Consider the following 13930-nt stretch of genomic DNA (forward strand, 5'->3'; position numbering starts at 1 on the left):
TCGGAGACTGCGCATTCCTCGCGGCAAGCCGGCTCCTACAGGGAGGCCAGGGCCTTGGCCAGGCGCTGTGCGCGAGCGCTGGCGGCGAGGTCCAGCAGGGCCTGGTCGCGGGTCCATTGCTCGCGCCAGAGCTGTGGCCCCTGGGCGAAGGCAATGCCGATCTCGGGTTTCAGCGCCTCGAACTGCACGAACAGGCCCGCCAGCAGAATGTGCCCGCTGCTCAGCGCCGGGTTCTGCCGGCTGGCTTCGGCGCAGCCGGCCAGCAAGCCCAGCAATTGCAATTGCAAGGGCTGCGGCCAGCCGCTGTCCTGCCCCACGCCATACAGCCAGGCCAGCATGGCGCTCAGGACATAGATGTCTTCCAGGGTGCGGAACGGCTTGACGTAGGCATCCCAGCCGTCGCCGGCGAGCAACTCGCAGGCGGCGTTGTCCAGCTCCAGGCAGCCGTGGCTGATCTCCGGCATCAAGGCAATGGCGGGCAGGGTCTGGACCTTGACCCCGGGCTCGCCGGGATAGACCACCGTCAGGCGCAGGGCTGCGCGCTCCCCCGGGGCTTCGCAGCGAGCCGCCACCAGCAGCCAGTCGGCGGCATCGCCGGCAGTGACGAAATCCTTGCGCCCGTGCAGGCGCAGATCCTCCAGGCGGGTCTGCATGTCCGCCGGGCGCAGGCTGCGGCGTTCGGTCGCGCACAAAGCCCCCAGACTGGACGGCGCGCTGGGCCACAACATGCGCAATGCCGCCTGGTAGCCCACCAGGAACGCCAGCCCCGGGGTGGCCATCAAGCGCCCGCCGCGCACCGCCAGTTCGAAGGGCGTGATGTTGCCCAGGTGCGCCAGCAAAGCCCCGTAGCCCTCGGCCAGGTCGGGGTTGGCGGGCAATCGTTCACGGCTCTCGAGCAGGGCTTGCCAGGGCATTCGAAGGTCCTCAGGGGCTGTCATATAAGCATCACCAAAGCTTCATGGCGATGACACCGGGGCTACATAGCCTGACTTTGCACAACAAAGTCGATTGGCTGCAACCCAAGGCGGGTCAGTAGCCCGCACGGAGATTCACGATGACTCAGATCGCCCGCATCAGCGACACCGGCACTGAACGCCGCCTGCAAGCCGAACGCCTGATCGGCGCGAAGGCTCTGCAAGAAGCCCAGGCCCTGCGTTTCAACGTCTTCAGTGGCGAGTTCAACGCCAAGCTCAAGGGCGCGGAACTGGGTCTGGACATGGATGACTATGACGTTCATTGCAGCCACATCGGTGTGCGCGACCTGAACACCGGGCGCCTGGTGGCCACCACCCGCCTGCTGGACCACCAGGCCGCCAGCAGCCTGGGGCGTTTCTACAGCGAAGAAGAATTCAGCCTGCACGGCCTGGTGCAGCTCAAAGGGCCGATCCTGGAGATCGGCCGCACCTGCGTCGACCCGGCCTACCGCAACGGCGGCACCATCGCCGTGCTCTGGGGCGAACTGGCGGAAGTGCTCAATCAGGGTGGCTACAGCTACCTGATGGGTTGCGCCAGCATCCCCATGCAGGACGGCGGCGTGCAGGCCCAGGCGATCATGCAGCGCCTGCGCGAGCGCTACCTGTGCACCGAGCACCTGCGGGCCGAGCCGAAGAACCCGCTGCCGAGCCTGGACATTCCGTCCAATGTGATCGCCGAGATGCCGCCCCTGCTCAAGGCCTACATGCGCCTGGGCGCGAAGATCTGCGGCGAGCCGTGCTGGGACGAGGATTTCCAGGTCGCCGATGTGTTCATCCTGCTCAAGCGCGACGAGCTGTGCCCGCGCTACGCCCGGCACTTCAAGGCGGCGGTCTGATGCGCCGGCTGCGGGTCTACGGGCGCATCGCCCGAGTACTGCTGGTGGTGGCGCTGGGCCTGAGCATGGCCAGTATCTTCGGCTTGCTGGAGCGCTTGGGGGTCGCCAACTCCATGGTCCGGCGCCAGCGCTGGTCGCGCTTCTTCATGGCACGCTTGAGCAATGCCCTGCCCTTTCAGGTCTCGGTGCATGGCGAGCTGCCCCGCCAACCGATGCTCTGGATCAGCAACCATGTGTCCTGGACCGATATCCCGCTGCTGGGCATGCTGACGCCGCTGTCCTTCCTGTCCAAGGCCGAAGTGCGCACCTGGCCGGTGGCTGGCTGGCTGGCCGCCAAGGCCGGCAGCCTGTTCATCCGCCGCGGCGCCGGTGACAGCCAGTTGATCCGCAAGCAGATGACCCGGCATTTGCAGGAGCAGCACCCACTGCTGCTGTTCCCCGAAGGCACCACCACCGATGGCCGTGGCCTGCGCACCTTCCACGGGCGCTTGCTGGCCAGCGCCATCGATGCCGACGTCTGCCTGCAGCCGGTGGCGATCCGTTATCTGCGCGACGGCCAGATCGATACCCTGGCGCCCTTCATCGGCGACGACGATCTGCTCTCGCACCTGATGCGCCTGTTCGCCAATGACCGGGGCCAGGTGGAGATCCACCTGCTCAAGCCGATTGCCTGCCAGGGCCAGGAACGTGCGGCGCTGGCCTTCCAGGCCCAGCAAGCAGTGCAGAAGGCGCTGTTCGGTGATGTCATGCTGCCCGCCGAACCACGCCGCAACGGCGAACTGGTCGCCGCCTGAAACTCTCTGTAGGAGCCGGCTTGCCGGCGAAAAGGCCCTTGAAACCTGCGTCGGTCATGAGAGCACCTTCGCTGGCAAGCCAGCTCCTACAACAGCCATCGTGAGTCAGGGCAATTGGATGTGCTGCGCGGCGAATGCCTGCAATTGCGGGTAGAAAGCGCGGAAGTCTTCGCTCAACGGTTCATACAGCCGTTCCAGCTCGACCATCGCCGCGGTCAGCTCCTCTGGCCGTGACAGGCGCCGGGCAATCCCCCGCAACACCTGCTCCAGCACCGCGAACTCGCGATAGGAACCCAGCCAGTCATCCGCCGCCATGTAAGGCGCAATCTGCGCCAGCCGCGCCGGCAACTGCGGCTCGGCCGCCAGCACCCGGTACACCTCGGCGGTGAACAGCGGCAGGGGCCGGTCGGCGTAATGCTGCCAATCCCGGGCCAGGCAATGGTCGAAGAACACGTCGATGACGATGCCGGCGTAACGCCTTCGCGTCAGGGAGAAACGCGACAGCGCCGCCACCACCAGCGGGTGACTGTCGGTGTAGGTATCGATGCGCCGATGCAGCTGGATCGCCGCCTCGACCTCGGGCGAAAACTGCCCTTGCAGGCGTCCCTTGACGAAATCGCCATACAGGCTGCCGAGTAATTGACCCGGGCGCTGGCCGCCAAGGTGCAGATGTGCGAGATAATTCATGGACGCAGCTTAGCACTGCGACCTACATATCGTTATAACCCGATATGCCGATAAGTAATGATTTAAGACCAAAATCATATTGGTATATCGCGAAATAACGATTTAAATTTCGCTTCATCGCGATACAACGTTTCACAAAAAACGAGCACCGCCATGTCCCTCGACCTCGACGAAATAATAAAAGCCCTGGCACATCCGGTTCGCAGGGAAATCCTGCACTGGCTGAAAGACCCGACTGTCGAATTTCCCGATCAGGCTCACAGCAATGAGCACGGCGTCTGCGCCGGGCAGATCGACCAACGCTGCGGCCTGTCGCAGTCGACCGTGTCCGCCCACCTCGCCACCTTGCAACGCGCAGGCCTGATCAGCAGCCGGAAAGTCGGCCAATGGCATTTTTTCAAACGCAACGAGGAAACCATCCAGCAGTTCCTCACGCAAATGAGCCAACAGCTCTGACCTGACAAGGACCCGACAATGCCCCTTTCGCTTCTCATCCTGGCCTTGAGTGCCTTCGCCATCGGTACCACCGAGTTCGTCATCATGGGCCTGCTGCCCGATGTGGCGGCGGACCTCGGGGTGTCGATTCCCGGCGCCGGCTGGCTGGTCACCGGCTACGCCCTTGGGGTGGCCATCGGCGCGCCCTTCATGGCCCTGGCCACTGCCCGCCTGCCCCGCAAGGCAGCCCTGGTGGCGCTGATGGGAATCTTCATTGTCGGCAACCTGCTGTGTGCACTGGCCAGTGATTACAACGTGCTGATGTTTGCCCGGGTGATCACCGCGCTGTGCCATGGTGCCTTCTTTGGTATCGGTTCAGTGGTGGCCGCCGGCCTGGTGCCCGCCAACAAGCGCGCTTCGGCCGTGGCCCTGATGTTCACCGGCCTGACCCTGGCCAACGTCCTTGGCGTGCCCCTGGGCACCGCCCTGGGCCAGGCCGCCGGCTGGCGCTCGACCTTCTGGGCGGTGACGGTCATCGGCGTGGTGGCGCTGATCGGCCTGCTGCGCTTCCTGCCGGCCAAGCGCGACGAGGAAAAACTCGACATGCGTGCAGAGCTGGCAGCCCTCAAGGGCGCGGGCATCTGGCTGTCCCTGAGCATGACCGCGCTGTTCGCCGCGTCGATGTTCACCCTCTTCACCTACGTTGCACCGCTGCTCGGTGATGTCACCGGTGTCTCGCCCAAGGGCGTGACCTGGACCCTGCTGCTGATCGGCCTGGGCCTGACCCTGGGCAACATCATCGGCGGCAAACTGGCGGACAAGCGCCTGGGCGCCACCCTGATCGGCGTGTTCGCGGCCATGGCCGTGGTCTCCACCGTACTGACCTGGACCAGCGTGGCGCTGATCCCCACCGAGATCACCCTGTTCCTCTGGGCCACCGCTTCGTTTGCCGCAGTGCCGGCGTTGCAGGTCAACGTAGTGACCTTCGGCAAGGCCGCACCGAACCTGGTTTCGACCCTGAACATCGGCGCCTTCAACATCGGCAATGCCCTGGGTGCCTGGGTCGGCGGCAGCGTCATCGCCCACGGCTTCGGCCTGACCAGCGTGCCGTTGGCAGCAGCGGCCCTGGCGATCCTGGCCCTGCTGGTGACGCTGATTACCTTTCGCCAGGGCGGCAACGCCGAACTGGCTCCTGCAACCCACTGATCCTCTCCCTATCCCTTAAAGAAGGCTGCATTCCATGACGACTCTCTTTGATCCGATCAAACTCGGCGATCTCGAACTGTCCAACCGCATCATCATGGCGCCGCTGACCCGCTGCCGCGCCGATGCCGGCCGCGTACCCAACGCGCTGATGGCCGAGTACTACGTACAACGGGCTTCCGCCGGCCTGATCCTCAGCGAGGCCACCTCGGTGACCCCCATGGGCGTGGGCTACCCGGACACCCCCGGCATCTGGTCCAACGACCAGGTGCGTGGCTGGGCCAATGTGACCAAGGCAGTACACGGCGCCGGCGGCAAGATCTTCCTGCAGCTGTGGCACGTCGGACGCATCTCCCACCCGTCCTATCTGAACGGCGAAACCCCGGTGGCACCCAGCGCCCTGCAGCCCAAGGGGCATGTCAGCCTGGTGCGCCCACTGGCCGACTTCCCAACTCCGCGGGCCCTGGAAACCGCTGAAATCGCCGACATCGTCGACGCCTACCGGGTCGGCGCGGAAAACGCCAAGGCCGCCGGTTTCGACGGCGTGGAAATCCACGGCGCCAACGGCTACCTGCTGGACCAGTTCCTGCAAAGCAGCACCAACCAGCGTACCGACCAGTACGGCGGCTCCCTGGAAAACCGTGCCCGCCTGCTGCTGGAAGTCACCGACGCGGCCATCGAGATCTGGGGTGCCGGCCGGGTAGGCGTGCACCTGGCACCACGTGCCGACTCCCATGACATGGGTGATGCCAACCTGGCGGAGACCTTCACCTACGTCGCTCGGGAGCTGGGCAAACGCGGTATCGCCTTTATCTGCTCCCGGGAGAAAGAAGGCGCCGACAGCCTGGGCCCGCAACTCAAAGAAGCCTTTGGCGGCCCCTACATCGCCAACGAACGCTTCACCAAGGACAGCGCCAACGCCTGGCTGGCCGCTGGCAAGGCTGACGCCGTGGCCTTTGGTGTGCCCTTCATCGCCAACCCGGACCTGCCAGCCCGCCTGAAGGCCGATGCGCCGTTGAACGAAGCGCACCCGGAAACCTTCTACGGCAAGGGCCCGGTCGGCTATATCGACTACCCGACTCTGTAAGCCTGCATCGCTCGATAAAAAGCCCCGACTCTCGCGAGCCGGGGCTTTTTCATGGCCTGCACATTCGTTGTAGCCGCTGCCGCAGGCTCGGGCCGCGTACGCACGGTCGCCCCGAAGGGGCGCGACCATCTCAAGTTCGATGAAGGTCCTGCGAACCTTGTCGCGGCCTGCGGCAGGGGCTACAGAAAGCCATTCAGCGTTTGCGCTGGGCCCAGGCCACCGCCAGGCCGCTGAGGCAGATGACCGCGATACCGACCAGGGCGTACTGGTCCGGGGTATGGTCGAAGATCAGGTAGCCAAAGAGCCCGGCGAAAAGAATCTGCCCATAGCTGAAAGGCGCCAGCATCGCCGGCGCGGCATGGCGGAACGCCTGGGTCAGCAACATGTGGCCGAGCATGCCGCAGGTGCCCAGGCCGATCATGAACAGCCCATGAACCAACGTCGGCGTGCTCCAGAAGAACGGCAGCAGCGCGCTCATGATCAGGCTGTTGAGGATCCCGGTGAGAAAGTTGCTGGTGGTCGGGCTGTCGACACCACTGAGCTTGCGGGTCAGCAACTGGTAGAAGCCGAAGCACAGCGCCGACCCCAGCGGCAGCAGGATTGCCGGCGTGAACAACGCGCCACCGGGACGCACCACAATCAGCACCCCGACGAACCCCGCCAGCACTGCCAGCCACTGGGCGCGACTGACCCGCTCTCCCAGAAACGGCACCGACAGGGCAGTCACCAGCAAGGGCGCCAGGAAGTTGACCGCGGTCGCTTCTGCCAGGGGAATATAGCGCAGGCCGGTGGTGAACAGCAGGCTGGTGCCGATCAGGCACAGGGCCCGCAGCAATTGCAGCCCGGGGCGCTTGGTGCGCACCACCGCAGAGAAACCACTGCGCGGCACGAAGACTACCAGCATCAACAGGGTGTGCACCACATAGCGGGCCCAGACCACCATGACGATGGGATAAAAAGCCGACAGGTATTTGGATAACGTGTCGTGGCTGGCAAACAGCAGGACCGCCAGGCAGATCAGGGCGATCCCCTTGATGGGGTGTTCCGCGCCGTTGAACGGTGAAGGGCTCACACTCATTCACACACCCGCAACAAAATCCCTACAAAATACGTAGCTCGCTATCTATCAACCTGCAGCAAGCCCGTATATAAAAGCACCCCATTGTGAAGTGCGACCCCGGGTATGAACGTCCCTCGCCTTAAATGTTGACACAACCGGACTCAATTACGCATTTTGTCTTAATGACGGAGGTTGGGGCTCAAGCGCAGCATATCCAGCCCGATGTCGATCCAGCGCTCTGCTTCGGTGTGCAGGGCGAAGCTGTCAGGGGCCAGCAACCACTGGTAGAGAATGCCATCGATGAACGCATGCAGCGTAATAGCTGCCCGCGCCGCATCGAGATTCTCGGGCAATTGCCCACGATTCACTGCATTACGCAACGCCAGCTCGATGTGTACGTTGCAGTCCAGGCTGGCAGCGCGACGCTGGCGGCGCAGGTCGCACATTTCGTCGGTGAACTCGCACTTGTGAAACAGGATTTCATTGATGCGTCGGGTTTTCGGGTCCAGGGCAACTTGATGAAACAAATGAATGAGCAGCTTGCGCATGCAGCCCAACGGGTCCATTTCATCTACATTCTCACTGGCCGCGGCCATTTCATCCAAAGGTTCACGCAGGCTGTCGAGCATGGCCTGCACCAGGTCGGCCTTGTTGCTGAAGTGCCAATAGATGGCACCTCGCGTGACTCCCGCCAGCGCCGCGATGTCGGCCAGGGTGGTACGCGCCACGCCACGCTCGTAAAAGGCCTTTTCGGCGGCCTCGAGTATCTGGCTGCGAGTTTCTTGAGCTTCCTCTTTGGTACGACGGACCATGGCAGTAAAACCTCGATCAGGATCTTTCAGCGATGCGTGAAGACCTTCTGAATAAATATGGAACGGCATCTCGAGTGCCGTTTGCCCAGCCTACAATTCAACACCTACAGGGGCTTTTGTAACCGGATGGGTACGCCGCAGGGGTATTTACAAACAACCATGAACGTAAGTATATTCCTTAGCAAGCTACTTATCCACTCAGCCAAGCATTTTTACCCTTCCACTTTTCTTGTGCGCATCTTGCGTGCCTGACCCGAGGATTTTCATGCAACTCAAGCCAGCTGTTACCGCTCTGGTCACTGCCGTCGCCCTGGCATCGCTGCTCAGCGGATGTAAAAAGGAAGAGGCGGCGCCTGCCCCTCAAGCCCCTCAGGTCGGCGTCGTTACCCTGCAACCACAAGCCTTTACCTTGACTTCCGAACTCCCGGGCCGGACCACTGCGTTCCGCATCGCCGAAGTTCGCCCACAGGTAAACGGGATTATTCTCAAGCGTCTGTTCAAAGAAGGTGGAGACGTCAAGGAAGGTCAGCAGCTTTATCAGATCGATCCATCGGTCTATGAGGCAACGCTGAAAAGTGCCGAGGCTAATCTGCAATCGACCAAGTCGATTTCTGATCGCTACAAGCAACTGGTCAACGAGCAGGCCGTAAGCCGCCAGGAATACGACACTGCCGTGGCCAACCGCCTGCAGTCGGAAGCCTCGCTGCAAAGCGCCCAGATCAACCTGCGCTACACCAAAGTGCTGTCGCCACTGACCGGCCGAATCGGCCGTTCCTCGGTGACCGAAGGCGCCCTGGTGAGCAATGGCCAGGCCGATGCCATGGCCGTGATCCAGCAGCTGGACCCAATCTACGTCGACGTTACCCAGTCCTCGGTAGAACTGCTGGAACTGCGTCGCGAACTGGAAAGCGGCCGCCTGCAGAAAGTCGGCGACAATGCCGCCAAGGTCAAACTGACCCTGGAAGACGGCAGCCAGTACAAGCTCGACGGCAAGCTGGAATTCTCCGAAGTCTCGGTGGACGAAACCACCGGCTCGGTGACCCTGCGCGCAGTGTTCCCGAACCCTGAGCACACCCTGCTGCCTGGCATGTTCGTCCACGCCCAACTGCAAGCCGGGGTGAACAGCGCGGCGATCCTGGCTCCCCAGCAAGGCGTGACGCGCGACCTGAAAGGCACCCCGACCGCCCTGGTGGTTGGCCCGGATAACAAGGTCGAGCTGCGTCAACTCAAGGCCAGCCGCACGGTCGGCAGCCAGTGGTTGGTGGAAGATGGGCTGAAAGCCGGCGATCGCCTGATCACCGAAGGCCTGCAGTTCGTCAAGCCGGGCATTGAAGTCAAGGCCAGCGAAGCAACCAACGTTCCAGCGAAGAACCCGGCCCCTGCACAGGCAACTGACAAAGCTGCAGGCGGCAAAGGGGAGTAAACCATGTCGAAATTTTTTATCGACCGTCCGATTTTCGCCTGGGTAATCGCCCTGGTGATCATGTTGGTCGGGGCTCTATCGATCCTCAAATTGCCGATCAACCAGTACCCGAGCATCGCGCCGCCAGCGATCGCCATCTCCGTGACCTACCCAGGCGCTTCCGCACAGACCGTGCAGGACACCGTGGTTCAGGTGATCGAGCAGCAGCTCAACGGTATCGACAACCTGCGTTATGTGTCCTCGGAAAGTAACTCCGACGGCAGCATGACCATCACCGCGACCTTCGAACAGGGCACCAACTCGGACACCGCGCAGGTTCAGGTACAGAACAAGCTCAACCTGGCCACTCCGCTGCTGCCTCAAGAAGTGCAGCAGCAGGGTATCCGCGTGACCAAGGCAGTGAAGAACTTCCTGCTGGTGATCGGCGTGGTTTCCGAGGACGGCAGCATGTCCAAGGACGACCTGTCGAACTACATCGTGTCGAACATGCAGGACCCGATCTCGCGGACCGCGGGCGTCGGTGACTTCCAGGTATTCGGTGCCCAGTACGCGATGCGGATCTGGCTCGACCCGGCCAAGCTGAACAACTACAACCTGACCCCGGTGGACGTGAAGACCGCGGTTGCCGCGCAGAACGTCCAGGTATCGTCCGGCCAGCTCGGCGGCCTGCCTGCCCTGCCCGGCCAGCAACTCAACGCCACCATCATCGGCAAGACCCGCCTGCAGACTGCCGAGCAGTTCAAGGCGATCCTGCTGAAGGTCAACAAGGACGGCTCGCAAGTGCGTCTGGGCGATGTCGCGGACGTCGGCCTGGGTGGCGAGAACTACGCCATCAGCGCCCAGTTCAACGGCAAGCCGGCGTCCGGCCTGGCAGTGAAACTGGCCAACGGCGCCAACGCCCTGGACACCGCCAAGGCCCTGCGCAACACCATCAAGGACCTGGAACCCTTCTTCCCGCAAGGGATGAAGGTGGTGTTCCCGTACGACACCACCCCGGTGGTGACCGAATCCATCAAGGGTGTGGTTGAAACCTTGGTGGAAGCGATCGTCCTGGTGTTCCTGGTGATGTTCCTGTTCCTGCAGAACTTCCGCGCCACGGTGATCACCACCATGACGGTGCCGGTGGTACTGCTGGGTACCTTCGGCATCCTTGCGGCGGCCGGTTTCAGCATCAACACCCTGACCATGTTCGGCATGGTGCTGGCCATCGGCTTGCTGGTGGACGACGCCATCGTCGTGGTGGAGAACGTCGAGCGGGTGATGCACGAGGAAGGGCTGTCGCCCAAGGAGGCGACGAAAAAGTCCATGGGCCAGATCCAGGGAGCCCTGGTGGGTATCGCCCTGGTGCTGTCCGCGGTACTGCTGCCAATGGCCTTCTTCAGCGGCTCCACCGGGGTGATCTACAAGCAGTTCTCGATCACCGTGGTCTCGGCCATGGCCCTGTCGGTGCTGGTTGCCCTGATCTTCACTCCGGCCCTGTGCGCCACCATGCTCAAGGCCGTACCGCAAGGCGAACACGCCACCGAGAAGCGCGGCTTCTTCGGCTGGTTCAACCGCACCTTCGATCGCAGCGTGAAGAGCTACGAACGCGGCGTGGGCAACATGCTGCGCCACAAGGTTCCGTACCTGCTGGCCTACGTGCTGATCGTCCTGGGCATGATCTGGCTGTTCACCCGCATCCCGACCGCGTTCCTGCCGGAAGAAGACCAGGGCGTTCTGTTCGCCCAGGTACAGACGCCGGCCGGCTCCAGTGCCGAGCGGACCCAGGTGGTGGTGGACGAAATGCGCGCCTACCTGCTGGACAAGGAAAAGGACACCGTGGCTTCGGTGTTCACCGTGAACGGCTTCAACTTCGCCGGTCGCGGCCAGAGCTCGGGCATGGCCTTCATCATGCTCAAGCCGTGGGGCGAGCGTTCCGCGGAAAACAACGTGTTCAACCTGGCAGCCCGCGCCCAGCAGCACTTCTTCAGTTTCCGTGACGCGATGGTGTTCGCCTTCGCCCCTCCGGCGGTACTGGAGCTGGGTAACGCCACCGGTTTCGACGTGTTCCTCCAGGACCGCGCCGGTATCGGCCATGAGAAACTGATGGCTGCACGCAACCAGTTCCTCGGCATGGCAGCCCAGAGCAAGGTGCTGTCCCAGGTACGTCCGAACGGCCTGAACGATGAACCGCAGTACCAGTTGACCATCGACGACGAGCGCGCCAGTGCCCTGGGCGTGACCCTCACCGACATCAACAACACCCTGTCGATTGCCCTGGGCAGTAGCTACGTCAACGACTTCATCGACCGTGGTCGGGTGAAGAAGGTGTACATCCAGGGTCAGGCCGGTGCCCGCATGAGCCCCGAAGACCTGAAGAAGTGGTACGTACGCAACAGCGCCGGAACCATGGTGCCGTTCTCCTCCTTCGCCAAGGGCGAGTGGATCTACGGCTCGCCCAAGCTGGCCCGTTACAACGGCGTGGAAGCCATGGAAGTGCTCGGTGCCCCGGCCCCTGGCTACAGTACCGGTGAAGCCATGGCCGAAGTCGAAGCCATTGCCGCGAAGCTGCCGGCGGGTGTCGGTATCTCCTGGACCGGCCTGTCCTACGAGGAACGTCTGTCGGGCTCCCAGGCACCTGCGCTGTACGCCTTGTCCCTGCTGATGGTGTTCCTGTGTCTGGCAGCGCTGTATGAAAGCTGGTCGATTCCGATCGCAGTGATGCTGGTTGTGCCCCTGGGGATCATCGGTGCACTGATGGCAACCAGCATGCGCGGCCTGTCCAACGACGTGTACTTCCAGGTGGGTCTGTTGGTGACCATTGGTCTGGCGGCGAAAAACGCCATTCTGATCGTCGAGTTCGCCAAGGAACTGCACGAGCAGGGCCGCAGCCTGGTAGACGCCGCGGTGGAAGCCTGCCGGATGCGTCTGCGGCCGATCATCATGACCTCCCTGGCCTTCGTCCTCGGGGTCGTGCCACTGGCCATCTCCACGGGCGCCGGCTCGGGTAGCCAGCATGCGATCGGTACCGGGGTGATCGGCGGTATGCTCACCGCGACTATCCTGGCGATCTTCTGGGTGCCATTGTTCTTCGTCACCGTATCGTCCATGGGCCGCAGGAAAGCGGACCTGTCAGAAACTACTGCAACCCCTAATGAGGCTGGCCAATGAGCAAGTCGCTACTCTCCCTGGCAATCACCGCCATCGCGCTAAGTGGTTGCTCGCTGATCCCGGATTACCAGCGCCCGGAAGCGCCGGTGGCGGCGCAGTTCCCCCAAGGCCCTGCCTACTCGCCAAAGGAGGCCGCCAACGTGGCGGCCGCCGAACAGGGCTGGCGGCAGTTCTTCCATGACCCGGCGCTGCAGCAGCTGATCCAGACTGCACTGGAAAACAACCGCGACCTCAAGGTCGCGGCGCTGAACATCGATGCCTATGCCGCGCAGTACCAGATCCAGCGGGCTGACCTGTTCCCGGCGGTTTCGGCCAACGCCAGCGGCAGCCGCCAGCGCACTCCGGCACGCATGTCGCAGACCGGCGAAGCCGGGATCACCAGCCAGTACTCGGCTACCGTGGGCGTCAGCGCCTACGAACTGGACCTGTTCGGCCGGGTTCGCAGCCTGAGCGAGCAAGCCCTGCAGACCTACTTCTCCAGCGAAGAGGCCCGGCGCAGCACCCAGATCAGCCTGGTGGCCAGCGTGGCCAATGCCTACATGACCTGGCAGGCCGACAAGGAGCTGCTGAAACTGACCCAGGACACCCTCGGTGCCTACGAGGAAAGCTACCGGCTGACCTCGCGCAGCAACGAAGTGGGCGTGGCCTCGGCCCTGGACCTGAGCCAGTCGCGGACTTCGGTGGAAAACGCCCGGGTCCAGCTGGCGCGCTACACCCGCCAGGTGGCCCAGGATGAAAACAGCCTGACCCTGCTGCTGGGTACGGCGATTCCGGCCAATCTGCCGAAGGCCCAGCCGCTGTCGGCCGACCTGCTGAGCGACCTGCCGGCAGGCTTGCCGTCGGAGCTGCTGCAACGGCGTCCGGACATCCTCGAAGCCGAGTACAAGCTGAAAGCGGCCAATGCCAATATCGGCGCGGCGCGGGCAGCGTTCTTCCCGAGCATCAGCCTGACCGCCAATGCCGGTACCTTGAGCCCGGATCTCTCGGGCCTATTCAAGGGGGGCTCGGGCACCTGGCTGTTCCAGCCGCAGATCAACCTGCCGATCTTCAACGCCGGCAGCCTGCGCGCCAGCCTGGACTACTCGAAAATCCAGAAAGACATCACCGTCGCGCAGTACGAGAAATCCATCCAGACCGCCTTCCAGGAAGTCTCCGATGGCCTGGCGGCACGCCAGACCTACAACCAGCAGTTGCAGGCCCAGCGTGATTTCGTCAACGCCAACCAGGACTACTATCGTCTGGCCGAGCGCCGCTACCGTATCGGGGTCGACAGCAACCTGACCTTCCTCGATGCCCAGCGGTCGCTGTTCAGCGCCCAGCAGGCACTGATCACCGATCGCCTGTCGCAGCTCACCAGCGAGGTCAACCTGTACAAGGCCCTCGGCGGTGGCTGGAGCGAACAGACAGCGAAGAACGAGCCACTGGCGGAAAAAGCCCCGGCGCTGCACCTGTTCTGAAGCGTCACCTGG

12 protein-coding genes are annotated in these 13930 nt (G+C 63.2%); 8 read left to right on the forward strand and 4 right to left on the reverse strand.

Annotated features, from left to right (window positions below; genetic code table 11):
- Nucleotides 1-35 precede the first annotated feature (35 nt).
- Nucleotides 36-914 carry an acyl-CoA dehydrogenase gene (locus ACUXVH_RS17270; RefSeq protein ID WP_123397666.1) on the reverse strand — a complete coding sequence of 293 codons (879 nt, stop codon included), beginning with the start codon at nt 912-914 and terminating at the stop codon, nt 36-38.
- A gap of 140 nt (nt 915-1054) precedes the next feature.
- Here ACUXVH_RS17270 and olsB point away from each other — a divergent pair, with 140 nt between their 5' ends.
- Together olsB and ACUXVH_RS17280 are read left to right on the forward strand one after the other, a co-directional pair.
- The gene (olsB, locus tag ACUXVH_RS17275) at nt 1055-1810 is read left to right on the forward strand and encodes an L-ornithine N(alpha)-acyltransferase (RefSeq protein ID WP_015634439.1); all 756 of its coding nucleotides are present in this window, start codon (nt 1055-1057) and stop codon (nt 1808-1810) included.
- On the forward strand, nt 1810-2604 hold the full coding sequence (locus ACUXVH_RS17280) for a lysophospholipid acyltransferase family protein (protein WP_011059681.1): 795 nt from the start codon (nt 1810-1812) through the stop codon (nt 2602-2604). Before olsB ends, ACUXVH_RS17280 begins: the two co-directional genes overlap by 1 nt.
- Before the next feature lie 105 nt (nt 2605-2709).
- On the opposite strand, the gene ACUXVH_RS17285 is transcribed toward ACUXVH_RS17280, so the two are convergent.
- Nucleotides 2710-3291, reverse strand: coding sequence for an acyl carrier protein phosphodiesterase (locus ACUXVH_RS17285; RefSeq protein WP_015634438.1), 582 nt, complete (start codon nt 3289-3291; stop codon nt 2710-2712).
- A 153-nt stretch (nt 3292-3444) separates the two neighbouring features.
- Here ACUXVH_RS17285 and ACUXVH_RS17290 point away from each other — a divergent pair, with 153 nt between their 5' ends.
- The 3 genes from ACUXVH_RS17290 to ACUXVH_RS17300 are packed head-to-tail and all read left to right on the forward strand — an operon-like array spanning nt 3445 to nt 6016.
- Nucleotides 3445-3747 (forward strand): ArsR/SmtB family transcription factor, encoded by a 303-nt coding sequence (locus ACUXVH_RS17290; RefSeq protein ID WP_011059679.1) that lies wholly within the window; start codon nt 3445-3447, stop codon nt 3745-3747.
- 18 nt (nt 3748-3765) lie between these two features.
- A complete protein-coding gene (locus ACUXVH_RS17295) occupies nt 3766-4932 on the forward strand; it encodes an MFS transporter (protein WP_011059678.1) in 1167 nt (388 codons plus the stop codon).
- Between the two features lie 34 nt (nt 4933-4966).
- The gene (locus ACUXVH_RS17300) at nt 4967-6016 is read left to right on the forward strand and encodes an alkene reductase (protein ID WP_011059677.1); all 1050 of its coding nucleotides are present in this window, start codon (nt 4967-4969) and stop codon (nt 6014-6016) included.
- 193 nt (nt 6017-6209) lie between these two features.
- Here the strand turns inward: ACUXVH_RS17300 and ACUXVH_RS17305 are convergent, their stop codons facing one another.
- Nucleotides 6210-7094, reverse strand: coding sequence for a DMT family transporter (locus ACUXVH_RS17305; RefSeq protein WP_011059676.1), 885 nt, complete (start codon nt 7092-7094; stop codon nt 6210-6212).
- Between the two features lie 161 nt (nt 7095-7255).
- Entirely contained in the window at nt 7256-7888 is a 633-nt protein-coding gene (emhR, locus tag ACUXVH_RS17310) for an efflux system transcriptional repressor EmhR (protein WP_011059675.1), read from the reverse strand.
- A 265-nt stretch (nt 7889-8153) separates the two neighbouring features.
- On the opposite strand from emhR, the gene emhA reads away from it, so the two are divergent.
- From emhA to ACUXVH_RS17325, 3 genes are read left to right on the forward strand one after another with little or no spacing between them, the layout of a single operon-like run.
- The gene (emhA, locus tag ACUXVH_RS17315) at nt 8154-9311 is read left to right on the forward strand and encodes an efflux RND transporter periplasmic adaptor subunit EmhA (RefSeq protein ID WP_015634435.1); all 1158 of its coding nucleotides are present in this window, start codon (nt 8154-8156) and stop codon (nt 9309-9311) included.
- 3 nt (nt 9312-9314) lie between these two features.
- A complete protein-coding gene (locus ACUXVH_RS17320) occupies nt 9315-12461 on the forward strand; it encodes an efflux RND transporter permease subunit (RefSeq protein WP_041751993.1) in 3147 nt (1048 codons plus the stop codon).
- Nucleotides 12458-13918, forward strand: coding sequence for an AdeC/AdeK/OprM family multidrug efflux complex outer membrane factor (locus ACUXVH_RS17325; RefSeq protein WP_065364444.1), 1461 nt, complete (start codon nt 12458-12460; stop codon nt 13916-13918). Before ACUXVH_RS17320 ends, ACUXVH_RS17325 begins: the two co-directional genes overlap by 4 nt.
- The last annotated feature ends 12 nt before the right edge of the window (nt 13919-13930 follow it).

The organism is Pseudomonas sp. 8(2025), from assembly GCF_052665325.1.

What these genes read in the sequence shown, in the direction of transcription:
- ACUXVH_RS17270 (WP_123397666.1), bottom strand. Translation starts at nt 914, where the DNA reads ATGCCCTGGCAAGCCCTGCTCGAGAGCCGTGAACGATTGCCCGCCAAC.
- olsB (WP_015634439.1), top strand. Translation starts at nt 1,055, where the DNA reads ATGACTCAGATCGCCCGCATCAGCGACACCGGCACTGAACGCCGCCTG.
- ACUXVH_RS17280 (WP_011059681.1), top strand. Translation starts at nt 1,810, where the DNA reads ATGCGCCGGCTGCGGGTCTACGGGCGCATCGCCCGAGTACTGCTGGTG.
- ACUXVH_RS17285 (WP_015634438.1), bottom strand. Translation starts at nt 3,291, where the DNA reads ATGAATTATCTCGCACATCTGCACCTTGGCGGCCAGCGCCCGGGTCAA.
- ACUXVH_RS17290 (WP_011059679.1), top strand. Translation starts at nt 3,445, where the DNA reads ATGTCCCTCGACCTCGACGAAATAATAAAAGCCCTGGCACATCCGGTT.
- ACUXVH_RS17295 (WP_011059678.1), top strand. Translation starts at nt 3,766, where the DNA reads ATGCCCCTTTCGCTTCTCATCCTGGCCTTGAGTGCCTTCGCCATCGGT.
- ACUXVH_RS17300 (WP_011059677.1), top strand. Translation starts at nt 4,967, where the DNA reads ATGACGACTCTCTTTGATCCGATCAAACTCGGCGATCTCGAACTGTCC.
- ACUXVH_RS17305 (WP_011059676.1), bottom strand. Translation starts at nt 7,094, where the DNA reads ATGAGTGTGAGCCCTTCACCGTTCAACGGCGCGGAACACCCCATCAAG.
- emhR (WP_011059675.1), bottom strand. Translation starts at nt 7,888, where the DNA reads ATGGTCCGTCGTACCAAAGAGGAAGCTCAAGAAACTCGCAGCCAGATA.
- emhA (WP_015634435.1), top strand. Translation starts at nt 8,154, where the DNA reads ATGCAACTCAAGCCAGCTGTTACCGCTCTGGTCACTGCCGTCGCCCTG.
- ACUXVH_RS17320 (WP_041751993.1), top strand. Translation starts at nt 9,315, where the DNA reads ATGTCGAAATTTTTTATCGACCGTCCGATTTTCGCCTGGGTAATCGCC.
- ACUXVH_RS17325 (WP_065364444.1), top strand. Translation starts at nt 12,458, where the DNA reads ATGAGCAAGTCGCTACTCTCCCTGGCAATCACCGCCATCGCGCTAAGT.